This is a genomic window from Microbacterium pollutisoli (assembly GCF_053586795.1).
The window spans coordinates 121,861-143,714 of record NZ_JBNYWT010000002.1 but is presented as its reverse complement, the minus strand read 5'-3'; the positions used below and the strand labels follow the sequence as shown (position 1 = coordinate 143,714).

Annotated in this window: 18 protein-coding genes; 7 read left to right on the top strand and 11 right to left on the bottom strand. The window is 71.1% G+C overall.

Annotation, left to right across the window (positions count from 1 at the left end):
• Nucleotides 1–41: 41 nt before the first annotated feature.
• The 3 genes from ACQ143_RS05465 to ACQ143_RS05455 all read right to left on the bottom strand — a co-directional run bounded on the left by ACQ143_RS05465 (nucleotide 42) and on the right by ACQ143_RS05455 (nucleotide 2,885).
• A complete protein-coding gene (locus tag ACQ143_RS05465; protein ID WP_449569695.1) occupies nucleotides 42–1,043 on the bottom strand; it encodes a LacI family DNA-binding transcriptional regulator in 1,002 nt (333 codons plus the stop codon).
• A 325-nt stretch (nucleotides 1,044–1,368) separates the two neighbouring features.
• Nucleotides 1,369–2,535 carry an L-rhamnose isomerase gene (rhaI, locus tag ACQ143_RS05460; protein WP_449569694.1) on the bottom strand — a complete coding sequence of 389 codons (1,167 nt, stop codon included), beginning with the start codon at nucleotides 2,533–2,535 and terminating at the stop codon, nucleotides 1,369–1,371.
• The gene (locus tag ACQ143_RS05455) at nucleotides 2,532–2,885 is read right to left on the bottom strand and encodes an L-rhamnose mutarotase (protein WP_449569693.1); all 354 of its coding nucleotides are present in this window, start codon (nucleotides 2,883–2,885) and stop codon (nucleotides 2,532–2,534) included. The genes rhaI and ACQ143_RS05455 overlap by 4 nt, the downstream gene beginning before the upstream one ends.
• A gap of 243 nt (nucleotides 2,886–3,128) precedes the next feature.
• Here ACQ143_RS05455 and ACQ143_RS05450 point away from each other — a divergent pair, with 243 nt between their 5' ends.
• Complete coding sequence (locus tag ACQ143_RS05450; RefSeq protein WP_449569692.1) at nucleotides 3,129–4,259, top strand: LacI family DNA-binding transcriptional regulator; 1,131 nt, start codon at nucleotides 3,129–3,131, stop codon at nucleotides 4,257–4,259.
• A gap of 59 nt (nucleotides 4,260–4,318) precedes the next feature.
• Here ACQ143_RS05450 and ACQ143_RS05445 read toward each other — a convergent pair whose 3' ends face one another.
• The 3 genes from ACQ143_RS05445 to ACQ143_RS05435 all read right to left on the bottom strand — a co-directional run bounded on the left by ACQ143_RS05445 (nucleotide 4,319) and on the right by ACQ143_RS05435 (nucleotide 6,683).
• The gene (locus ACQ143_RS05445) at nucleotides 4,319–4,672 is read right to left on the bottom strand and encodes a TraR/DksA family transcriptional regulator (RefSeq protein WP_449569691.1); all 354 of its coding nucleotides are present in this window, start codon (nucleotides 4,670–4,672) and stop codon (nucleotides 4,319–4,321) included.
• Between the two features lie 230 nt (nucleotides 4,673–4,902).
• The gene (locus tag ACQ143_RS05440) at nucleotides 4,903–6,237 is read right to left on the bottom strand and encodes an MFS transporter (RefSeq protein WP_449570133.1); all 1,335 of its coding nucleotides are present in this window, start codon (nucleotides 6,235–6,237) and stop codon (nucleotides 4,903–4,905) included.
• Between the two features lie 5 nt (nucleotides 6,238–6,242).
• Nucleotides 6,243–6,683 (bottom strand): MarR family winged helix-turn-helix transcriptional regulator, encoded by a 441-nt coding sequence (locus tag ACQ143_RS05435; RefSeq protein WP_449569690.1) that lies wholly within the window; start codon nucleotides 6,681–6,683, stop codon nucleotides 6,243–6,245.
• 197 nt (nucleotides 6,684–6,880) lie between these two features.
• On the opposite strand from ACQ143_RS05435, the gene ACQ143_RS05430 reads away from it, so the two are divergent.
• From ACQ143_RS05430 to ACQ143_RS05415, 4 genes are all read left to right on the top strand, one after another.
• Complete coding sequence (locus ACQ143_RS05430) at nucleotides 6,881–9,289, top strand: rhamnogalacturonan lyase (RefSeq protein ID WP_449569689.1); 2,409 nt, start codon at nucleotides 6,881–6,883, stop codon at nucleotides 9,287–9,289.
• A gap of 106 nt (nucleotides 9,290–9,395) precedes the next feature.
• Nucleotides 9,396–10,247, top strand: coding sequence for an alpha/beta hydrolase (locus ACQ143_RS05425; RefSeq protein ID WP_449569688.1), 852 nt, complete (start codon nucleotides 9,396–9,398; stop codon nucleotides 10,245–10,247).
• 486 nt (nucleotides 10,248–10,733) lie between these two features.
• Complete coding sequence (locus tag ACQ143_RS05420; protein WP_449569687.1) at nucleotides 10,734–11,783, top strand: lipoate--protein ligase family protein; 1,050 nt, start codon at nucleotides 10,734–10,736, stop codon at nucleotides 11,781–11,783.
• A gap of 170 nt (nucleotides 11,784–11,953) precedes the next feature.
• Complete coding sequence (locus ACQ143_RS05415) at nucleotides 11,954–12,781, top strand: DNA-methyltransferase (RefSeq protein WP_449570132.1); 828 nt, start codon at nucleotides 11,954–11,956, stop codon at nucleotides 12,779–12,781.
• A 1-nt stretch (nucleotide 12,782) separates the two neighbouring features.
• Here the strand turns inward: ACQ143_RS05415 and ACQ143_RS05410 are convergent, their stop codons facing one another.
• Complete coding sequence (locus ACQ143_RS05410; protein WP_449569686.1) at nucleotides 12,783–14,312, bottom strand: carboxylesterase/lipase family protein; 1,530 nt, start codon at nucleotides 14,310–14,312, stop codon at nucleotides 12,783–12,785.
• Nucleotides 14,309–14,965, bottom strand: a complete 657-nt coding sequence (locus ACQ143_RS05405; RefSeq protein ID WP_449569685.1) for a TetR/AcrR family transcriptional regulator — start codon at nucleotides 14,963–14,965, stop codon at nucleotides 14,309–14,311. Before ACQ143_RS05405 ends, ACQ143_RS05410 begins: the two co-directional genes overlap by 4 nt.
• Nucleotides 14,966–15,149: 184 nt before the next feature.
• On the opposite strand from ACQ143_RS05405, the gene ACQ143_RS05400 reads away from it, so the two are divergent.
• Complete coding sequence (locus ACQ143_RS05400) at nucleotides 15,150–17,447, top strand: glycoside hydrolase family 3 C-terminal domain-containing protein (RefSeq protein WP_449569684.1); 2,298 nt, start codon at nucleotides 15,150–15,152, stop codon at nucleotides 17,445–17,447.
• A 58-nt stretch (nucleotides 17,448–17,505) separates the two neighbouring features.
• Complete coding sequence (locus tag ACQ143_RS05395) at nucleotides 17,506–18,492, top strand: LLM class F420-dependent oxidoreductase (protein ID WP_449569683.1); 987 nt, start codon at nucleotides 17,506–17,508, stop codon at nucleotides 18,490–18,492.
• An 11-nt stretch (nucleotides 18,493–18,503) separates the two neighbouring features.
• On the opposite strand, the gene ACQ143_RS05390 is transcribed toward ACQ143_RS05395, so the two are convergent.
• The 3 genes from ACQ143_RS05390 to galT all read right to left on the bottom strand — a co-directional run bounded on the left by ACQ143_RS05390 (nucleotide 18,504) and on the right by galT (nucleotide 21,785).
• Nucleotides 18,504–19,349, bottom strand: a complete 846-nt coding sequence (locus tag ACQ143_RS05390; RefSeq protein ID WP_449569682.1) for an alpha/beta fold hydrolase — start codon at nucleotides 19,347–19,349, stop codon at nucleotides 18,504–18,506.
• 97 nt (nucleotides 19,350–19,446) lie between these two features.
• On the bottom strand, nucleotides 19,447–20,622 hold the full coding sequence (gene galK / locus ACQ143_RS05385; protein WP_449569681.1) for a galactokinase: 1,176 nt from the start codon (nucleotides 20,620–20,622) through the stop codon (nucleotides 19,447–19,449).
• Nucleotides 20,619–21,785 (bottom strand): galactose-1-phosphate uridylyltransferase, encoded by a 1,167-nt coding sequence (gene galT / locus ACQ143_RS05380; protein ID WP_449569680.1) that lies wholly within the window; start codon nucleotides 21,783–21,785, stop codon nucleotides 20,619–20,621. The genes galK and galT overlap by 4 nt, the downstream gene beginning before the upstream one ends.
• Between the last annotated feature and the right edge of the window lie 69 nt (nucleotides 21,786–21,854).

Genomic DNA, 21,854 nt, shown 5'->3' with positions numbered 1-21,854 from the left:
GTGGGGCGGTCGGTCATACCGGCCGCCCCATCGTCATTCGTTCAGGCGGACTCGCGAACGACCAGTTCGGGCTGCAGGATGACGTGATTGGCGACGGGAGCACGGCGCGGGTCGTCGATGAGCTGCATGATCATGTCGACGGCGGTGCGTCCGAGCAGTTCACGCGGCTGGGCGACGGTGGTCAGCGGCACCGCCCCGATCTCCGACCATTGGATGTTGTCATAGCCCACGATGGCCAGGTCTTCGGGCACGCGGATGCCGTTCTGTGTCACCGTCTGCAGCAGGCCGAGCGCGAGCATGTCGTTGGCGCACAGCACGGCGGACGGTCGCTTGTCGGCCGGGCGCCGGATGAGCGCGTTCCCCGCTGCGCGACCAGACTCCACCGTCCACGACTCCGCCGAGAGCAGCTCGAGGGTGATGTCCCCGGGCGCCCGGTTGATGACCTCGCGGGCCCCCTGATAGCGCTCTCGCACCTTCGGTGAACGGTCGGGGTGGCCCAAGTAGGCGATCCGGCGATGCCCGCGGTCGATCAGGTGCTTCGCTCCGAGCCTCCCGCCGCGTCGATCGTCGACCATCACGGACCAGCAGTCCCGGTCATCGCCGACGCGGTCCACGAACACCATCGGGATGCCGCGATCTTTGAGCATCTCCAATCGTGAGCTGTTCTCGTCCACCGGCGAGATGATGATGCCCTGTACCCGCTGTTGCACCAGGAGGTCGAGATTCTGGGATTCACGCACGGGGTCGTAGGTACTGTTGCAGACGACGACGCCGAGTTCGAGCTCGCGGCTGCGCTGCTCGGCGCCGAGCGCGACGTCGACGAAGAACGGATTGTCCAGGTTCGCCACCAGCACCCCGACCGTGCGGGTGCGTCCGGGGCGGAACTGCCGCGCACTCTTGTCCGGCACGAAGTCGAGTTCGCGGATGGCGGCGAACACGCGTTCGCGAGTCTCGGCGCGAACGTACGACGGCCGGTTCAGCACGTTGCTGACGGTGCCCGCCGACACCCCGGCGCGCTCGGCCACATCCCGGATCGTCGCCACGGGTTATCGGACCGCTCGCCATTGGTTCATTGAACAAGAATAGCCACTGTTGCCCCCGTGCGGCTCGCCCGGGAATTCGCGCGCCGCCTGCCGGTGGTTCCTTCGCCCTGAGGCCTCGCCTGTCACAGAGTGCGGGTTCGGTTCGCCGTTTGTGACAGGCGAGCGGAAGCGTCGGGTTCGCCTGTCACAGAGTGCGGGTTCGGGCCGCCGTTTGTGACAGGGGAGCGGAAGTGTGGGGGGCGGAAGCTGGGGGTGAGCGGAAGCGTGGGGTTCGCCTGTCACAGAATGCGGAGTCGGGCCGCCGTCTGTGACAGGCGAGTGAGGCTTACGCGCCCCAGCCGGCCTGGGTGCCGCCGACGCGGTCGTCGGCGATCTTCTGCTGGTAGCCGGATGCCGCGTACGCGGCCATCGGGTCGGCGGGCAGGCCCCGCGATTCGCGCCAGGTCGCCAGCTGCGGACGCACGTCGGTGTAGAACGCGTCCATGAGCACGGCGTTGGCGGTCAGCACGTCGTTGGCCTGCTGCGCCGCCTCGAGCGCCTCGCGGTCGATGAGCAGGGCGCGGGCGGTCATCTCCTGGACGTTGAGCACGGAGCGGATCTGGCCGGGGATCTTGTCCTCGATGTTGTGGCACTGGTCGAGCATGAACGCCACATCGGGGTTGTTCAGGCCGCCGCCGCGGATCACCTCGGCGATGATGCGGAACAGCTGGAACGGGTCGGCGGCGCCGACGATCAGGTCGTCGTCGGCGTAGAAGCGGCTGTTGAAGTCGAACGAGCCGAGCTTGCCCAGGCGCAGCAGCTGCATGACGATGAACTCGATGTTGGTGCCCGGGGCGTGGTGGCCGGTGTCGAGGCAGACCATGGCGCGGTCGCCGAGCGCGGCCACCTGCGCGTAGGAGGTCCCCCAGTCGGGGACGTCGGTGTGGTAGAACGACGGCTCGAAGAACTTGTACTCGAGCACGAGGCGCTGGTCACCGGTCAGGCGCGCATAGATCTGCTGCAGTGAGTCCTGCAGGCGGTCCTGCCGGCCGCGCATGTCGTTCTGCCCGGGGTAGTTCGACCCCTCGGCGAGCCAGATCTTCAGGTCGCGCGAGCCGGTGGCATCCATGATCTCGATGCACTCGAAGTGGTGGTCGATGGCCTTCTGGCGGATGCGGTCATCGTGGTGGGTGAGGGCGCCGAACTTGTAGTCCTCGTCCTGGAAGGTGTTCGAGTTGACGGTGCCGAGCGCCACGCCGTGGTCTTCGGCGTGCTTGCGGAGGTCGTCGTAGGAGTCGACCTTGTCCCACGGGATGTGCAGCGCGACGCTGGGGGCGAGGGCGGTGTGCTTGTGAACCTGGGCGGCGTCGGCGATCTTCTCGAACGGGTCGCGCGGCGTGCCGGGGGTCGCGAACACGCGGAACCGGGTGCCCGAGTTGCCGAACGCCCAGCTGGGCAGTTCGATGCTCTGCTTCTCGAGGGCGGCGAGGTGGTCGGGGGACAGCGTGGTCATGATGTTGTGCCTTCGTTCGTGGCGGTGAGCTGGTCGTGCAGGTTGAAGATCTCGGTCAGCGGCGTCGCGGCCTGGTCGGGGCGGCCGTCGAGGCCGACGAAGAAGCGCCCCATCTCGGCTTCCCACTTCGCCGCGACGGGGGATGCCGCCAGGTAGGCCTGGGCGGCCGCGTCGTCGTCGGTCTCGTAGTAGCCGAACAGACGCCCGCCCTCACCGAGGAACAAGGAGTAGTTGCGGCGGCCGGCGGCGGCGATCTCGGCGAGCATCTCGGGCCACACCGGCGTGTGCCGGGCGATGTACTCGTCGAGCAGCTCGGGGCGTACCTGGAGTTGGAAAGCCACGCGGGTCATGGGCACGGCTCCTTTGAGCGACGGTTGAATCGTTTCATGAACTCTGGATCCGAGCGTAGATCGTGGCCGTGGGCCTGTCAAGCCGATCGGGAAGCGTTGCCCCGGTCGCGCTGCCCGGCAGGGGTCGGGTGCGCCGAGTCGCTATCGTGAACCGGGTGAAACGATTTTTCGCCGCCGGGATCCCGATCGCGGTGCCTGCGCTGCTCGGGCGCTGAGAGCGACCGGTTCACGGGAGGGAAGACGATGGCGGTGAGCGTGCGGGACGTCGCGGAGGCGGCGGGTGTCTCGGTGGGCACGGTCTCGAACGTGCTCAACCATCCCGAGAAGGTGGCGCCGGAGACCGTCGCCCGGGTCCAGGCCGCGATCGCCCGGCTCGGGTTCGTGCGCAACGACGCGGCGCGGCAGCTGCGTGCCGGCCGGAGTCGCACGATCGGCCTGGTCGTGCTCGACCTGCGCAACCCGTTCTTCACCGAGGTGGCGCGGGGGGCCGAGCAGCGTGCGGCCGAACGCGGGCTGTCGGTGCTCGTGGCCAACAGTGACGACGACGCCGCGCGCGAGAGCACGCACCTCGATCTGTTCGAGCAGCAGCGTGCCTTCGGCGTGCTGATCACCCCCGTCGGCGAGGACCTGCAGCGGCTCGGGCGCCTGCGCGACCGTGGCATCCAGAGCGTGCTCGTCGACCGGGAGTCGCCCGACGGCGCCATCGCCTCGGTCGCCGTGGACGACGTCGAAGGCGGACGCCTGGCCGCCGCGCACCTGCTCGAGATCGGTCGTCGCCGACTCGCCTTCGTGGCCGGCCCGCACACGATCCCGCAGGTCGCCGACCGGCTCGCCGGGGCCCGGGCCGCCGTCGCCGCCGTGCCGGGAGCGAGCCTCGAGGTCATCGAGCGGCCCACGCTCACCGTGCTCGACGGGCGCGCCGCCGGGGAGGCCATTCTCGCGCGGCCGGCCGCAGAGCGTCCGGACGCCGTCTTCGCCGCCAACGATCTGCTCGCGGTCGGGCTGCTACAGGCGTTCGCGATCATGGGCGGTGCCCGCGTGCCCGACGACATCGCCCTCATCGGCTATGACGACATCGACTTCGCCGCGGCGACGGTCGTGCCGCTCAGCTCGATCCGTCAGCCGGCGCGCCTGATCGGGGCGACGGCGGTCGACCTGCTGCTGGAAGAGGTCGAGACGCCCCGTGAGGCGCGCGCGGTGCGTTTCCAGCCCGAGCTGGTCGTGCGCGAATCGACAGTGGGGGCCGGGGATGCTGGGGCACGCACTGGCGCTGGGGATGCCGGGGCTCGCGCGACAGCCGGGGATGCCGGGACCCGCATTGAGACCGGGGATGCCGTGGATGCTGGAGCCCGTGCGACAGCCGGGGACGCCTGAGCCCCGCGCCGCCACCGACCGCTGACGGCCAGGGGTTTCATGCCGCAGCGGCGGCCGCGCTACTGCCCGGCCTGCTCGGCGCAGGGCACGCAGAGCTCGGCGAAGGGGCGCACCTTCAACCGCGCGGCTGGGATGCGGCGGCCGCAGTTCGCGCAGACGCCGTAGGTGCCGGCATCCAATCGCGCGAGGGCGTTGTCGACCTGGCGCAGTTCGCTCTGGGCGGCGTCGACGAGGGCGCTCAGGCGCGACCACTCGGCCGAGAGGGTGACGCCTTCGGGGTCGTGTTCGTCGTCGGCCGGCTCGTCACGGTCGCGCGTGAGCTCGGCCAGGGCGGCGATGGCCGACTCGGCGCGATCGAGCGCGGCCTCCCGCAGCTCGTCGAGCTGGGCACGCTGGGCGTCGAGGTCTGCCATCCGCCCACCATAGGGCCGATCGCCGAGCCGGTGGGCGCGCTGTTGCGGCGCGGCGCGCCCGGCAGGTGCCGATGGGCACGATGCGTGGCGCGGCGCGAAGACAACCGTGCGTGCGATGCACGGCGCACGGGAGCCGCGGGCGCAGGTGCCGACCGCCCGGGTGCCGGCGGCGGTGCGGCGTTCAGGTGCCGACCGCCCACGAGCCCGCGGGGTGCGACGGGCCCGGCGGGTCAGCCCGCGGGGCGGGACGCCGGCGGACCCGGCAGCGAGATCGGCGTGGTCTGGGCGACCTCGTCGCTGAACTGCGCGGGTGAGACGACCGGCAGGGGCTGGGTCTCGTCGATGACCAGGGCGAAGCGGCGCTGCTCGTGCCGCCGCAGCCGACCCGACACGATGAGCCAGCCGAAGCCGACGGCGAAGGCGGCCAGAGCCGAGAAGGCCCCGAGCAGGATCGCCGCGCGCGGCCCGAACTCGGCGGCGACCCATCCGACGATCGGCGCGCCCAGCGGGGTGCCGCCGAGCAGGATCGCGACGTAGAGGGCCAGCACCCGTCCGCGCACGGCGGGGTCCGTCGTGGTCTGCACGTAGCCGTTGGCGGTGGTCAGCGTCGTCACGACCGCGAAGCCGGTGATCATGAGGGTGGCCGCGTACAGCCAGTACGACGGCATGAACGCCGAGACCGTCCCCGCCACGGCGAACAGACCCGTGCCGGCGATCACCATCCGGATGCGGGCGCGATCGCGCCGCGCGGCCATGAGCGCCCCGGCCAGCGACCCGACCGCGAGGATCGAGCTGAGCAGGCCGTACCCGTCGGCCTCCTGCCCGAACTCCAGCGCCATCGTCGACGCGAAGATCGGGAAGTTCATACCGAAGGTTCCCAGCAGGAACACCATGATGAACGCCACGAGCAGGTCGGCGCGGCCGGCGACGTACCGGAAGCCGTCGGCCAGCCGGGCGGCGCCGGTGGACCGCACCCGCGGGATGAGCTGATCGGTGCGGATGAGCCGGAGGGTGACGAGCATCGCGATGAACGCGAAGCCGTTGATGAAGAAGACCCAGCTGGTGCCCACCGCGACGATGACCACACCCGCGACGGCGGGGCCGATCATCCGGGCGCCGTTGAAAGACGCGGCATTGAGCGCGACGGCGTTCGACGCGTTCTCGCGCGAGACGAGGTCGGACACGAACGCCTGGCGTGCGGGGTTGTCGAACGCCAGCACGAAGCCCAGGCCCAGTGCGAACGCGTACATGATCGGCAGGGTCATGACCCCGGTCAGCAGCAGCACGCCGATCGCCAAGCCCAGCAGCAAGGCCGTGGTCTGGGTGACCATGAGCAGCCGGCGCCGGTCGAACCGGTCGGCCACCCACCCGGTGACGCTCACCAGCAGCAGCGGGGGAGCGAACTGCAGCGCCATCGTGATGCCCATGGCCGACGCGTCGTTGTCGGTCAGCTCGGTCAGCACGACCCAGCTCAGCGCCGTGTTCTGCATCCACATCCCGGTGTTCGAGATGAGGGCGCCGATGAACCAGGTGCGGTAGTTGGTGATCGCCAGGGAGCGGAACATCGCGCTCACCGAGCGGCCACCTCCTGCATGAGCGTCGCCGCCCGCGCGAGCACGTCGCGCTGCTCGGGGTCCAGCGACACCAGCACGGCCTCCAGCCACGAGTCGCGGCGGCGCACCGTCTCTTCGACCACGGCACGGCCGGCCTCGGTGATGTCGATGTTGACCTTGCGGCGGTCGTCGGGGTCGGGGGTACGGGTGACGTACCCCGATTCTTCGAGGCAGTTGACCGTGCGGTTCATCGACGGCGCCGACACCCGCTCGCGCTCGGCCAGTTCCCCCAGCGCATGCGTGCCGTGCACAGTGAGGGCCGCCAGCACGGCGAACTGGCCGTCGCTCATGCGGTCGACGGCGCGCTCGGAGCGCAGGCGCCGCGCGAGCCGGAACGTGGCCATGCGGAAGTCCGCGGCTTCGCGCGAGAGATCGGGGGTGGTGTCGGAGGCGGTCATGGCGATCCTTAGCCTAGCTCATTAGCGAGACTAATCAAGTACGCAGACCGCCCACCTCCCGGCATCCACGCGGGGTCGGGGATGTCGGGATTGACACGATTCACGAAATTCGTTGACAGAGTTCGTCGCGTGCTCGTAGGCTCGGATACGGCGACTGGGGAAAGCGCATTCCGAATCCGACGATCAAAGGTGAACGTATGAGATCCCCTGTCCGCACGACCGTCCTCGCGGCTGCCCTCGCGGCCGTCCTCGTCCTGCCGGCCCAGGCCGCGCAGGCAGGCAGTGACCACCGACCCGGGCATGGCCACGGGCCGGGCGACCGCTCCTCCGGCGCCCAGCTCGAAGACCTCGACCGGGGCCTGGTCGCCGTCGACACGGCATCCGGTGTCTTCCTCAGCTGGCGCCTGCTGAAGGCCGAGGCCACCGGCGCCGACGAGACCGGCCTGACCGGCACCGACTTCGTGGTCTACCGCGACAACCGCCGCATCGCGACGGTCACCGACAGCACCAACTTCCTCGATGAGGAGGGCACCGCCGCATCCACGTACCGGGTCGCGCCGCTGCACGACACGCACCCCGGCACGAAGCATCCCGGGAAGAAGGGCGACCGGCACGGCAAGAAGGGCGAGCGCGTCGGCAAGAAGAGCGAGCGGGTCACGCCGCTGGGCCAGGCGCACATCGACATCCCGCTCACCAAGCCCGCCGACGGCGTCACCCCCGCGGGCGAGGCCTACACCTACTCGGCCAACGACGTGTCGGTCGGTGACGTGGACGGCGACGGCGCCTACGAGTACGTCGTGAAGTGGGACCCGTCCAACTCGAAGGACGTGTCCCAGGTCGGTTACACCGGTCCGGTGTACCTCGACACGTACGAGCTCGACGGCACACTGCTCAACCGCATCGACCTGGGCGTGAACATCCGCGCCGGTGCGCACTACACGCAGTTCCTCGTCTACGACTTCGACGGCGACGGCCGCAGTGAGACGATGCTCAAGACCGCGCCGGGCACCAAGTCCATCCGCTACGACAAGAACGGCACCCCGACCAAGGAGTCGTTCGTCACGATGCCGCGCGAGGACCGCCGCGCCGGGTACTCGCACGACGACGACTACCGCATGAGCGCCGAGGACTACTACGAGCACCTCGTCGAGATGTTCCTGGGCTGGTCAGAGCGTGAGGAGGTCGTCTCCGGGCAGTGGCCGGCGACGCTGGAGGAGGCGTGGGGCACCGAGGTGGCGCACGAGCACCCGTTGTCACGGGACAGCGCCGAACAGCTCGCCGACTACTTCATCGACGTGTATGCGCCGTCGCGGTCGGGCCGCAACGCGCTGCGCAACTTCGAAGGCTTCATCGTCGACGGCCCGGAATACCTCACGGTCTTCGACAGTGCCACGGGCCGCGAACTCCAGACCGTGCGCTACGAGCCCGGGCGCGACGACGACGGCCTGCTGTGGGGCGACTACGCGATGTCGCGCATCGAGCCGGGCAACCGGGTCGACCGCTTCCTGTCCGGGGTGGCCTACCTCGACGGCGAGCACCCGTCGGCCGTGTTCGCCCGCGGCTACTACACCCGCTCCACAATCGCGACCTACGACTGGAACGGCAAGCGCCTCACCCAGAACTGGTTCGTCGACAGCGGGCACGTGCCGCTGACCAACCCGTTCAACGACGGCCCGCACGGCCGCGACGGCACCGACCCCGAGTTCGGCACCATCACCACGCAGGGCTTCCACAGCCTGAGTGCGGCAGACGTCGACGGCGACGGAAAACACGAGATCGTCTACGGCTCGGCGACCATCGACGACGACGGCAGCCTGCTCTACTCGTCGTTCGACGTCATGCCCGAAGGCAGCGGTGACCCGGGCGCGGTGGCGCGGCTCGGACACGGTGACGCCATGCACGTGGCCGACATCGATCCCGACCGTGAAGGGCTCGAGATCTTCACGGTGCACGAGGGCGGTGCCTGGGCGCCGCACGGCACGGCGCTGCGTGACGGCGCCACCGGAGAGGTCCTCTTCGGCGCCTACTCGGGGCGCGACACCGGCCGCGGCATGATCGGCGACGTCCGCGACGACGTGGCCGGTGTCGAAGTCTGGTCGTCGATGCCCGCCGGCACCGACGCGTCGGGGCTGCTGTCGGCCACCGGTGAGGTGCTCTCGCCCACCAACCCCGGCACGAACATGTCGATCCGGTGGGCAGCAGACCTCACCACCCAGATCGTCAACGGTTCGGGCACGGTCACCCCCACGATCGACGACTGGACCGAGGGCACCGTGCTCACGGCATCCGGCACCCTCACGAACAACGGCACGAAGGGCAACCCGTCGCTCGTGGCCGATGTGCTGGGCGACTGGCGCGAGGAGCTGCTGGTGCGCACGGCCGACTCGAGCGCGCTGCGCCTGTACCTGGCCACCGAGGTGACCGAGCACAAGCTGTACACGCTGATGCACGACGTCCAGTACCGCGCCGAGACCGCGCGGCAGCAGACGACGTACAACCAGCCCGCCTACCCGTCGTTCTACTTCGGATCGGACATGGACTTCTCCGAGGTCCCGCTGGCCGAGCCGGGGAAGAAAGGCAAGAAGGGCAAGAAGGGCAAGCGCTGAGCTGAGTGCATGCGAGCGGGCCGGGATCCTCGGGGTCCCGGCCCGTCTCGCGCGCCGGGTGGATGCCGGTGGGCCGGCGCCCGGGCGGCGTCCTAGACTCAGGCGCATGCCCGAGTTCACCGATGCGCACGGCATCGCGATCGTCTACGACGTCCATCCGGCACAGACCACCCCGCGCGGCGTCGTGCAGCTGCTGCACGGGGTCGGCGAACACGCCGGTCGCTACGGAGCGCTCATCGCGTCGCTGACCGCGGCCGGATTCACCGTGTACGCCGATGATCACCGCGGCCACGGTCGCACCGGCATGGCCCAGCACGGCGGCGACGCCACGCGCCTCGGGCGCCTCGGTCCCGGCGGGCTGCGCGCCGCGCGCGACGCGGTGTGGCAGCTCACCGAGCGGATCCGTGAGGAGAACCCCGACCTGCCGCTCGTGCTGCTGGGACACTCGTGGGGGTCGTTCCTCGCGCAGATGCTCGTCAACAAGCATCCCGACGCCTACGACGCGCTCGTGCTGAGCGGCTCGGCGCTGCGGTGGCCGGGGTCCCTCAATGCCGGCGACCTGAACGCGCCGTGGAAGGCCACCGACCCGACCGGCACGGCGTGGCTGTCGAGCGACCCCGCGGTGGGGCAGGCGTTCCTGGCCGACCCGCTGACCACCACCACCCCGTTGCTGAAGCTGTTCGGCCTGGCCGACGCCGCCCGCTTGTACGGATTGCCACGCCGCGACCTGGGGCGTGATCTGCCCGTGCTGCTCATGGTCGGCCGTGACGACACCGTGGGCGGGCCGCGCAGCGTGCACCGGCTCGCCGACGCCTACCGCCGTCGCTCGGGCCTGACCGATGTGACCACGCTCGTCTACCCGGATGCGCGACACGAGATCTTCAACGAGGTGCAGCAGGCCGAGGTCCGCGCCGATCTTCTCGCCTGGCTCGACGCGCGCTTCGCCCACCGCGACTGACCTCCGTGGTCGGCGCGGGGCCGGTTCCCCTGTCACAAACGGTCGAACCGGGCCGCAGTTTGTGACAGCGGAACCGCGACTGAACTCGGCGGAGCGGCGCCGGCTGCCGCGCGCGGGCGGTTCGCCTGTCACAAACGGTTGGTCTGGGGGCGCGTTTTCTGACAGTTCAGCGGGTGGATGCCGCGGTGCGGCGTCCGGGGTCGGTTCCCACGCCCAGCGGTTCACCTGTCACAGACGGTCGGTCCGGGGTGCGTTTTGTGACAGCTCAGCGGGTGGATGCCGCGGTGCGGCGTCCGGGTCGGCTGCCACGCCCAGCGGCTCAGCTGTCACAGACGGTCGGTCCGGGGTGCGTTTTGTGACAGCTCAACGATGGTGATCCGCCCGCACGACCGCGATCCGGCCCGCACGACCTCGACGATCCGTCCGCGCGCCCCGGGCCGGCCCCGGCTCGGCGGTGAACCGGCATCCGCGCCGTAGGCTGGAGCCATGCACGGCGAGTACAAGGTTCCGGGCGGCAAGCTGGTCGTCGTCGATCTCGAGGTGCAGGGCGGGCGCATCGCCGACTTCCGGCTCGCGGGCGACTTCTTCCTCGAGCCGGACGACGCGCTCGCCGACATCGACCATGCGGTGAACGGGCTGCCGGCCGAAGCCGACGTCGCCACGATCGCCGCCGCGGTGCGGGCCGCGCTCCCGCCCGGTGCGCAGATGCTCGGCTTCACCCCCGAGGCCGTCGGCACGGCGGTGCGCCGGGCGCTGGTCACCGCCCCCGGCTGGGGCGACTTCGAGTGGGAGATCGTCCACGAGAAGGCGGTCTCGCCGCGCATGAACCTGGCCCTGGACGAAGTGCTCACCACCCGTGTGGGCGACGGCCGGCGCCGCCCCACCCTGCGGATCTGGGAGTGGAACGAGTCGGCGGTCGTGATCGGGTCGTTCCAGTCGTACCGCAACGAGGTCGACCCGGAGGGCGCCGCCCGGCACGGGTTCGACGTGGTCCGCCGCATCTCGGGCGGCGGCGCCATGCTGATGGCCGCGGATGCCATCGTCACCTACTCGCTGTATGTCCCGGCCTCCCTCGTCGCCGGCCTGACCTTCGCCGACTCGTACGCCTTCCTCGACGACTGGGTGCTGCAGGCGCTGCGGTCGCTGGGGATCGAAGCGACCTATCAGCCGCTCAACGACATCGCCTCGCCGCAGGGCAAGATCGGCGGCGCCGCGCAGAAGCGGCTCGCCAACGGCGGCGTGCTGCACCACGCGACCCTCGCCTACGACATGGACGGCGAGGTGATGACCGAGGTGCTGCGCATCGGCCGCGAGAAGCTCAGCGACAAGGGCACCACCTCGGCGGCGAAACGCGTCGACCCGCTGCGCAGTCAGACCGGGCTGCCGCGAGAAGCCGTGATCGAGCGGTTCATCGAGACGTTCACGACGCTCTACGGGGCCGTGCCCGGCGCGATCTCCGACGACGAGTACGCCGAGGCTGCAGCCCTGGTGGAATCGAAGTTCGCGACCGACGCGTGGCTGCACCGGGTGCCGTGACCGACACCGCACGGGCGACCCGCGCGCGGCCCGACGCACGCCCTGTGGCCGCCGCCCCGGCGCCGGGCCCCGCCGCACACCCCCCGGCCCCGGCCGCCACGCACCCGCCGGCCCCCGCCGCGCAGCCCCCGACCCCCGCACCCGCCCCCACGGCGCCCGGGCGCGTCGACATCCACCACGGCGACAACCTCGCGGTGGCCGCGACGCTGCCGGACGGCGCCTTCACGCTGATCTATCTGGACCCGCCGTTCAACACCGGACGCACCCAGACCCGGTCGGTGGAACGCGCCATCACCGGACCCGCCGCCCCGCCCGCATCCCCCGTCAAGCGCGGCTTCCGGGGCACGGACTACGCCCGGCTGCGCGGCGATCTGCGCATCTACGACGACCGGTTCGACGACTACTGGGACTTCCTCGAGCCGCGGCTCGCCGAGGCGTGGCGGCTGCTGGCGCCCGACGGCACGCTGTACCTCCACCTCGACTACCGCGAGGCGCACTACGCCAAGGTGCTGCTCGACGCCCTCTTCGGCCGGGAGTGCTTCCTCAACGAGCTCATCTGGGCGTACGACTACGGCGCCAAGTCGCGCCGGCGGTGGCCCACCAAACACGACACGATCCTGGTCTACGTGAAGGATCCGAAGGAGTACTGGTTCGACTCCGCCGCCGTCGACCGTGAGCCGTACATGGCGCCGGGCCTGGTCACCCCCGAGAAGGCCGCGCGCGGCAAGCTGCCCACCGACGTGTGGTGGCACACGATCGTGCCCACCGGCGGACGTGAGAAGACCGGCTACCCGACCCAGAAGCCCGAGGGCGTGCTGCGGCGCATCGTGCAAGCCTCCACCCGCCCCGGCGACCGCGTGCTCGATCTGTTCGCCGGCAGCGGCACGACCGGTGCGGTCGCCTCCGCACTGGGTCGTGACGCGGTGCTCGTCGACGACAATCCCGAGGCGATCGCGGTCATGCGCCGGCGGATGCCGCACGCGTGCGTCGTCGGGTGAGTCACACCAGCGCGCGCACGCTCGCGTAACCGTCGGCGATGACATCGGGGGTGGATGCCGGTGCCCCGAACATCCGGGTCGTCCCGGTCTCGGGCGACCAGGCCCGCCACCCCGGATCGTCGCCGCGCACCAGCGCGACCGCGGCGCCGTGCACGACATCGGCCAAGCCCTGCGGCGGCGCCTCGCCGGCCAGGGCGGCGACCCGCTCGGCGTCGAGGCAGTCGAACCAGAACGGCACGTCGAGGCAGTGCAGTGCCCAGCGGCGGGTCGGTGACGGCCAGGTGAACCGATACACCCAGGTCGACGCGGCGCTGCCCGAGCCGGCGGCCCATGTGGCGCGCGCGTGGGCGGCCTGCACCACGCGGCGACGGAACACGGTGTCGGTCACGTACCGGCCGAGGAACGCGGCCGTGCCGAGCCGGCGCTGCGCACGGTTGTCGGCGAGATACCGCCGCCGGGTGCGCCGGGCCACACCGAGGACGGCCAGGGCGATGCCGGGCGGGATCAGCCGCAACTTGCTCCGCATGCTGTCGGTGACCATCGTGAACTCGTCGTCGGTCGTGCCCAGCACGAGCGGCTTGTCGGCGCCGACGCCCGCCGCGAGGGAGTCCAGCGTGGGTCGGGTCAGCAGGTCGCCGTCGATCATGGGGCCCCACGTCAGCCCGTCCGACAGGATGGCCCGGAACGGGGCGAGGCGATCGCGGGACTGGGGCGTGCCCGCGGCGGTCTGCTGTGCCACGAGATCCGCCTCCGGCACGGACGCGAACCCGGCGCGGGTGGCCGGCACGCCGACCAGCTCTGCCATCCGGTTCGAATAGTTGCGTGCCCGCTCGAGGGGGACATCGGCGATCGCCGCCGACATCGCCCACGCCGCGTGGAACAGGTGCTGCGCCGCGGGCATCCCCAGCAGCGTCAGCACACCGCCGCCGCCGGCGGACTGCCCGGCGAGGGTCACCCGCGACGGGTCGCCGCCGAACGCGGCGATGTTCTCCTGCACCCATTCGAGGGCCGCGAGCCAGTCCCGCACGCCGCGGTTCGATACGGCTCCCTCGATGTGCCCGAACCCGTCGAAGCCGAGCCGGTACGACACCGTGACGGTCACGACGCCGTCACGCGCGAACGCCCGCCCGTCGTACCAGGGGCTGGCCGGCGAGCCCGACACGTATCCGCCGCCGTGGATGTACACCAACACGGGCAGTGCGGCCCCGGCATCCCCGGGGGCGGGGGTGAACACGTCGACGTTGAGGGTCGCGTCGCCCGGCACGACCGGCTCGGGGATGAGGGTGTCGCCGGGGTCGACGCGGCAAGGCGTGGGGCCGTGCGTCAGAGCGTCGCGGATGCCCGGCCAGGGGGCGACCGGAACAGGGGCCGCGAACCGCAGGTCGCCGACCGGGGGTTGGGCGTAGGGGATGCCGAGGAACGCTGCCGAGGTCACAGCCCGGCCGTGCGCGTCGACGTCGTCGCGCCACCGGCCGCGCACCTGCCCGGCCGTGATGCGCACGATGGGGTCCGGGCGGTCGGCGGCGGTCATGCGTCGGTGCCCCCTTCGCGCGGCTGGGGACGGACCACGTCGAACAGGGCGTCGAGGATCGCGGCCATGTCGACGTCGGGTTCCAGCATCCATTGCAGCTGCAGACCATCGGCCACCGCCTGGAAGAGGCGGGCGAGGATCTCGGGATCGATGCGGGCGGTGACATCGCCGTCGGCCTGGTGGCCGGCGAGAGCCTGTGCGAACACCGCGCGCAGCGCCGCGCCGCGCTGGACGAAGAACTCATGGGCGGGGTGCGCCGCATCGGCGGCGTCGACGGACAGGCGCGCGAACAGCTGCACCAGTCCCGGCACCTCGGCGTTGTGGCGGACGACCCCCACGAAGGCGCGGCGCAGGCGGTCGAGCGTGACGTCGTCCGGAAAGTTGCGGAGATGCTCGATGTCGCTGCCCAGGCCGGCGTCCGCGTAGTCGACTTCGTCACGCTTGCGGAGGATCTCGGTGAACAGGTGCTCCTTGCTGTCGAAGTAGTGGAGCAGGCCCGCCTGGCTCAGGCCCACGGCGTCGGCCAGTTCCTTCACCGACGCGCCCCGGATGCCTTCCCGGGCGATGACATCGAGCGCGCGGGTCAGGATCTCCTCGCGCTTGGCCACGCCCTTCGCATAGGAGCCACGACGCTCCCCCCGACCGTCCGTCATGGAACCAGTAAACCCGAACAGCACTTGATTTCTCAAAACCGAGTGACATAAGGTTTCCGCAGATGCGCTCATCGAGGAGCGCCGACCACTTCGATCCCGAGGACACTCCATGACACCGTCGTCCGAGCCGGCAGCACCCATCACCGCCTCGTAGAGTCTTTGCCACCTGCCGAAAGGACACCCCATGACGATCCCCGACATCTCGGAGCTCAGCCTCGAAGAGAGGGCGTCGCTGACCAGCGGCGCGAGCTTCTGGTACACCCAGCCGATCGAGCGCGCCGGCGTGCCCTCGATCATGATGACCGACGGTCCGCACGGCCTGCGCAAGCAGCGGGAGGGCGGCGACCACCTGGGCATCGGCGACAGCGTGCCGGCCACCTGCTTCCCGCCCGCGGTGGGCCTGGGCTCCACGTGGGACGTCGACCTGATCCACCGCGTCGGGCAGGCGCTCGGGGCCGAGACGTCGATCGAACGCGTCGGGGTGCTCCTGGGACCCGGCATCAACATCAAGCGCTCGCCGCTGTGCGGCCGCAATTTCGAGTACCTCTCGGAGGATCCCGTGGTCTCCGGCGTGCTGGGCGCCGCGATCGTGCAGGGCATCCAGTCGCAGGGCGTGGGCACGTCGCTGAAGCACTTCGCGGCCAACAACCAGGAGGACGACCGGATGCGGTCCAGCTCCGACATCGATCCGCGCCCGCTGCGGGAGATCTACCTCCGCGGCTTCCAGCGTGTCGTCGAGGAGGCGCAGCCGTGGACGGTCATGTGCTCCTACAACCGCATCAACGGCGTCTACGCGTCGGAGGACCCCTGGCTGCTCACCCGAGTGCTGCGCGACGAGTGGGGCTTCGAAGGTCTCGTGGTGTCGGACTGGGGCGCCGTCAACGACCGGGTCGCGGGGCTCGCGGCCGGCATGGACCTGGAGATGCCGTCGTCGGGCGGCGTCACCGACGCGCAGCTCGTCGCCGCCGTGCGGGACGGCTCGCTGGACGAGGCCGTCGTCGACATCGCCGCCGGCCGCGTGCTCGACCTTGTCCGCAAGGCGACCGCCGGTGCCGGCGCTGTCGCCGGGCCGCTCGACGTCGACGCGCACCATGCCCTGGCCCGGGAGGCCGCGGGCCGATCGATCGTGCTGCTGCAGAACGACGAGGTGGACGGCGCTCCGGTGCTGCCGCTGGCGGAGCCGGAGACCATCGCGGTCATCGGCGAGTTCGCCGCCGCGCCACGCTACCAGGGCGCCGGTTCGTCCATGATCAACCCCACGCGGGTGGACACCGCCCTCGACGCCATCCGTGCGCGCGCCGCCGGCGAGGTCCGCTATGCGCCGGGCTTCAGCGTGGCGCCCGAGGCGACGGATGCCGAGGCGTCGGCGCTGCGCGGGGAGGCCGTCGCCGCGGCATCCACCGCCGACGTCGCCGTGCTGTTCCTGGGGCTGCCCGCCCGTCTCGAGTCGGAGGGCTACGACCGCACCGACATCGACCTGCCGGCCACGCAGCTGGCTCTCGTCGACGCCGTGCTGGAAGTCAATCCCCGCACCGTCGTGGTGCTCTCCAACGGCGGCGTCGTGGCGATCCCGTTCGCCGACCGGGTGCCCGCGATCGTCGAGGGGTGGCTGCTGGGGCAGGCCGGCGGCACCGCGACCGCCGACGTGCTGTTCGGCGACGTCAACCCGTCGGGCAAGCTCACCGAGACGATCCCGATGCGCCTGGAGGACACCCCCGCCTACCTCGACTTCCCGGGCGAGTTCTCGCACGTCCGTTACAGCGAGGGCCTGTTCGTGGGCTACCGCTGGTACGACGCCCGGCGCCTCGAGGTCGCCTACCCCTTCGGCCACGGCCTCTCGTACACCACCTTCGCCTACCGGGATGCGGCGGCGACCGTCACCGCATCCGGTGACCTCGAGGTGCGCGTCAGCGTCACCAACACCGGTGACCGGGCCGGCCGCGAGGTCGTGCAGGTGTACACCTCCCTGCCCGCCGGCGCGGTGCAGCGCCCCGTCCGGGAGCTGAAGGCGTTCGCATCGGTCGCCCTCGAGGCGGGGGAGAGCCGCGAGGTCGTGGTGCCGGTGCGGCGTGCCGACCTCGCCTACTGGGACATCCGCATCGACGGCTGGGTCGTCGAGGGCGGCGACTACGTGGTCGACGTCGCGGCGTCGAGCCGGGACATCCGCGCCAGCGTGACGGTGGCCGTCACCGGTGACGACGTCGTGCTGCCGCTGTCGCGGGAATCGTCCCTCGGTGAAGTCATGCGGCATCCGGTCGCCGGGCCCGTCGTCCAGGCGCAGATCGCGCAGATGATGGCGGGCATGGACGGGGCGGCATCGATCATGCCGGAGGGCGTGGACTTCACGAAGATGCTGGAGTCGTTCCCGATCGGCCGTATCGGCATCATGGCCGGTCTCGGCGGCGGTGACGGCGGGGTGGATGCCGAGATGATCGACGGTCTGATCGCCATGGCGAACGCGGGGGTCAGCCCGCAGCAGTGACGGCCGCTCGGGTCCGGTCGACGTGCACGGTGCGTCGGCCGGACTCTAGGCTGGCGGCATGCGATTCGGAACCTTCATTCCCCAAGGCTGGCGTTTCGACCTGGTCGGCATCGACCCCGCCCGGCAGTGGCAGGCGATGTCGTCGCTGGCGCAGCGCGCCGACGCCGGACCGTGGGAATCGCTGTGGGTGTACGACCACTTCCACACGACGCCGGTTCCCTCGCAGGAGGCCACGCACGAGGCCTGGACGCTGATGGCCGCGTTCGCCGCCTCGACCAGCCGGATCCGCCTCGGGCAGATGTGCACGTGCATGGGGTACCGCAACCCCGCCTATCTCGCGAAAGTCGCCGCGACCGTGGATGTCATCTCGGGCGGCCGCGCCGAGATGGGCATCGGCGCCGGCTGGTACGAGCACGAGTGGGAGGCGTACGGCTACGGCTTCCCCGAGGCGCCGGAGCGGCTGAAGATGCTCCGCGAGGGCGTCGAGATCATGCGCCAGGCGTGGACCAGCGGGCAGGCCACCCTCGACGGGAAGTACTACCGGGTCGACGGCGCGATCGTGCAGCCGCAGCCGCTGCAGGACGGCGGCATCCCGATGTGGGTCGCCGGCGGCGGCGAGAAGGTCACTCTCAAGATCGCGGCGAAATACGCGACGTACACGAACTTCACCGGCACGCTGGAGGAGTTCGACCACAAGAGCGAGGTGCTGCGCGGGCACTGCGACGCGCTCGGACGCGACTTCGCCGAGATCACGCGCTCGTCGAACTTCGACACGATCGTGGGCGCGACCGAGGCCGAGGCCGAGGAGCGGCTCGCCGCCGTCATCGCGCGGCTGCGCCCGCACGTGGGCGACGAGCACGCCGACCGCATCGAGCGCGGCATCCGCCGCTCCGACGGGTTCGGTTCGGCTGAGCAGGTGACCGAGAAGCTGACGCGCAAGCAGGAGCACGGGCTCGGCTACGCCATCCACTACTTCCCGGAAGCCGCGTACGACACCTCGGGCATCGACCTGTTCGAGCGCGAGGTCATCCCCGCGCTGAGCTGACCCGCGCCGGGTCAGCTCCCGAGGAAGCTCAGGAGCGCGTCGTTCACCTCGGCGCCGTGCGTCCAGAGCAGGCCGTGCGGGGCTCCGTCGATCTCGACGTAGGTGACGTCGCCGGGCACGAGGTCCTTGAACTTCCGCGCGGTCTTGTCGATCGGCAGGATGTTGTCGGCCGTGCCGTGGAGGATCAGCGTCGGCACGTCGATCGCCGGGATGTCGGCGCGGAAGTCGGTCGGCCACGTCAGCGGTGCGGCGGCGATGGCGAGGTTGCCGGCCTGCGCCGCGACGGCGACGCTGGCATCCAGCGCCTCCTGCGAGATGCGCGAGCCGAGGTTCTCGTCGAGGTTGTAGAAGTCGCGGAAGAATCCGGTGATGAACGCGTAGCGGTCTGCGCGCACCGACTGGGCGATGCCGTCGAAGAAGTCCTGCGGTCCGGCGCCGTCGGGGTTGTCGTCGGTGATGAGCAGGAACGGTTCGAGCGACCCGAGGAACGCGGCCTTGGCGACGCGGGCGCTGCCGTAGCGGGACAGGTAGCGCGCGATCTCTCCCGTGCCCATCGAGAACCCCACGAGCACCGCGTCATGGAGGTCGAGGTCTTCCATCAGCGCGTGCAGGTCGGCCGCGAAGGTGTCGTAGTCGTAACCCGACCCGGCCTTGGTCGAGGCGCCGAACCCGCGCCGGTCGTAGGCGATGACGCGATATCCGGCATCCACCAGCGCCGCCTGTTGCTTGCCCCACGACTCGCCGTTGAGGGGGAAGCCGTGGATCAGCACGACCGGCTGGCCGCCCACCGGTCCCTGATCGGTGTAGAAGATGTCGATGTCGGCCGAGTTCTCGGTCGCCACGGTGATGTGCGCCACGTCCACTCCTTCCGGCCACGGTCCGGCGCCGTGGCTCACTCCGACCGTATGCCGCCCGGGCCGGTCGCGGGAAGGGGCGTGCGGGGGATGCCGGGGGTCAGGCGTCGCGCCCGGCGCCGGCGGAGGGGTGCACGGTGAAGATCGTCGGCGCCGCGAAACCGGCGGCCGCGAACGCGGCGGTGACGGCGTCGGTCACCGTGGCGACCTTCTCGTGGGCGACCAGGGCGATCGCCGCCCCGCCGAACCCGCCGCCGGTCATCCGGGCGCCCACGGCGCCGGCGGCCAGCGCCGCGTCGACGGCGGTGTCCAACTCGGGCACCGAGATCTCGAAGTCGTCGCGCATCGAGACGTGCGAGGCGACGAGCAGGTCGCCGATCGCGGTGGGCCCCTGTTCGCGGAGCGTGCGGACGGTGTCGAGCACGCGCTGGTCCTCGGTCACCACGTGCCGCACGCGCCGGAAGGTGACCTCGTCCATGAGCTGCTCGGCGCGGGCGAGGTCGGCCACCGAGACGTCGCGCAGCGCGGGCACGCCCATGATCTCGGCACCCCGCTCGCAGGCCGTGCGGCGCTCGCCGTACCCGCCGGTCGAATGGGCGTGCTTCACGCCGGTGTCCATCACGAGCAGGTCGAGACCCGCGGCGGCGAAGCCGAGTTCGATCACCTGCGCGTCCAGCGAACGGCAGTCGAGGAAGATGCCGGCGTCGGCCTCGCCGAGCATGGACGCCATCTGGTCCATGATCCCGGTGGGTGCGCCGACGGCCTCGTTCTCGGCCCGGCGCCCGGCGCGGGCGAGCGCGACGCGGTCCAGTCCCAGGCCCCAGACCTCGTTCAGCGCTGCGGCGGTCGCGCCCTCGATCGCCGCCGAGGACGACAGTCCGGCGCCGACGGGGACATCCGAGGCGAAGGCGAGGTCCAGGCCGGTGGCCGCAGCCGGTGCCCCGGCCTGGCGCAGCGCCCACGCGACGCCGAGCGGGTAGCGGGCCCACTCGACGATCTCGTCGCGGCGGTCCGGGAACACGGCATCCAGGTCGACGAGGGCCACCTCCACCGGCACCGGATCGAAGGTGGAGACGACGCGGATACGGCCGTCGTCACGGCGGCCGAGCGCGACGTGGGTGCGCTGCCCGATCGCGAAGGGGAAGACGAAGCCGTCGTTGTAGTCGGTGTGCTCGCCGATGAGGTTCACCCGGCCCGGAGCCGACCAGGTGCCCTCGGGGGCGGCGCCGGTCAGTGCGCGGAACAGGTCGGTGGCCTGTGCGGCGGCGTCGCTCACAGCTCGATCCCTTCGATCGCGGCGCGGAGCCTGTCGGCGGCGTCCTCGGGCCGGATGTCACCGATCCAGGCGCCCATCGCGGCCTCGGATCCGGCCAGGTACTTGAGTTTGTCCGCGGCACGGCGGGGGCTCGTGATCTGCAGGTTCAGCCGCACCGTGTCCCGGCCCACGTGCACCGGCGCCTGGTGCCAGGCGGCGATGTAGGGCGTGGGGGTGTCGTACAGCGCGTCGATGCCGCGCAGCAGCCGCAGGTAGAACGGCGCCAGTTCGTCCCGTTCTTCGGTCGACAGTTCCGCGAAGTCCGCGACCTGGCGGTGGGGGAGCGCGTGCACCTCGATCGGCCAGCGGGCGGCGAACGGCACGAACGCCGTCCAATGCTCGCCGCGCAGCAGCACCCGCGGCCCGTTCTGCTCGAACTCGAGGATGCGAGCGAACAGGTCGGGTGCGGTGCGGTCGATGGAATCGAGCAGCCGGGTGGTGCGCGGGGTGATGTACGGGTACGAGTAGATCTGCCCGTGCGGATGCTGCAGAGTGACGCCGATGGCCTCGCCACGGTTCTCGAACGGGAACACCTGCTGCACGCCCGGCAGCGCCGACAGCGCCGCGGTGCGATCGGCCCACGCCTCGATGACGGTGCGGGCGCGGGTCACCGTCTGCGTGCCGAACGACCCGGTGCGGTCGGGCGAGAAGCAGACGACCTCGCACCGGCCGACGCTCGTGCGGGTGCGGCCGAGGCCCAGGTGCTCGAGGTCCTCGATGCCGCGGGGCGGGTCGGCGGCCTCGGGGGCGTCATCGGTCGCGGCGGCGAGGGCGGGGCCGAACGAGGGCGACCGGTTCTCGAACACGGCGACGTCGTACTGCGACGGGATCTCGGACGGGTTCGTGGCGGTCTGCGGGGCCAGCGGGTCGAGTTCGGCCGGCGGCAGGAAGGCCCGGTTCTGGCGGGCGGCGGCGACCGAGATCCAGTCGCCGGTCAGGATGTCCTGCCGCATCGTCGCCGTGGCGGGGCGCGGGTCGAGCTCTCGGGCGTCGACCGCGCGTTCGGCGCCGAGCGTCGTGTCGGGGTCGTCGAAGTAGAGCAGTTCGCGGCCGTCCGCCAACCGTGCGGTGCGCTTGACGACGCCGGCGCCCAGGGTCTGAGGCTCATTCTCGGCAATGTTCACGTCAACACGCTACGCCACTGCTGTGTTATCGTCAACATGGCCGGGGTCGACGGAGTCCGGCCGACGGGA

What these genes read in the sequence shown, in the direction of transcription:
- ACQ143_RS05395 (WP_449569683.1), top strand. Translation starts at nt 17,506, where the DNA reads ATGCGATTCGGAACCTTCATTCCCCAAGGCTGGCGTTTCGACCTGGTC.
- ACQ143_RS05410 (WP_449569686.1), bottom strand. Translation starts at nt 14,312, where the DNA reads ATGACCGCCGCCGACCGCCCGGACCCCATCGTGCGCATCACGGCCGGG.
- ACQ143_RS05440 (WP_449570133.1), bottom strand. Translation starts at nt 6,237, where the DNA reads ATGTTCCGCTCCCTGGCGATCACCAACTACCGCACCTGGTTCATCGGC.
- ACQ143_RS05430 (WP_449569689.1), top strand. Translation starts at nt 6,881, where the DNA reads ATGAGATCCCCTGTCCGCACGACCGTCCTCGCGGCTGCCCTCGCGGCC.
- ACQ143_RS05405 (WP_449569685.1), bottom strand. Translation starts at nt 14,965, where the DNA reads ATGACGGACGGTCGGGGGGAGCGTCGTGGCTCCTATGCGAAGGGCGTG.
- ACQ143_RS05420 (WP_449569687.1), top strand. Translation starts at nt 10,734, where the DNA reads ATGCACGGCGAGTACAAGGTTCCGGGCGGCAAGCTGGTCGTCGTCGAT.
- ACQ143_RS05400 (WP_449569684.1), top strand. Translation starts at nt 15,150, where the DNA reads ATGACGATCCCCGACATCTCGGAGCTCAGCCTCGAAGAGAGGGCGTCG.
- ACQ143_RS05425 (WP_449569688.1), top strand. Translation starts at nt 9,396, where the DNA reads ATGCCCGAGTTCACCGATGCGCACGGCATCGCGATCGTCTACGACGTC.
- ACQ143_RS05435 (WP_449569690.1), bottom strand. Translation starts at nt 6,683, where the DNA reads ATGACCGCCTCCGACACCACCCCCGATCTCTCGCGCGAAGCCGCGGAC.
- ACQ143_RS05450 (WP_449569692.1), top strand. Translation starts at nt 3,129, where the DNA reads ATGGCGGTGAGCGTGCGGGACGTCGCGGAGGCGGCGGGTGTCTCGGTG.
- ACQ143_RS05445 (WP_449569691.1), bottom strand. Translation starts at nt 4,672, where the DNA reads ATGGCAGACCTCGACGCCCAGCGTGCCCAGCTCGACGAGCTGCGGGAG.
- ACQ143_RS05455 (WP_449569693.1), bottom strand. Translation starts at nt 2,885, where the DNA reads ATGACCCGCGTGGCTTTCCAACTCCAGGTACGCCCCGAGCTGCTCGAC.
- rhaI (WP_449569694.1), bottom strand. Translation starts at nt 2,535, where the DNA reads ATGACCACGCTGTCCCCCGACCACCTCGCCGCCCTCGAGAAGCAGAGC.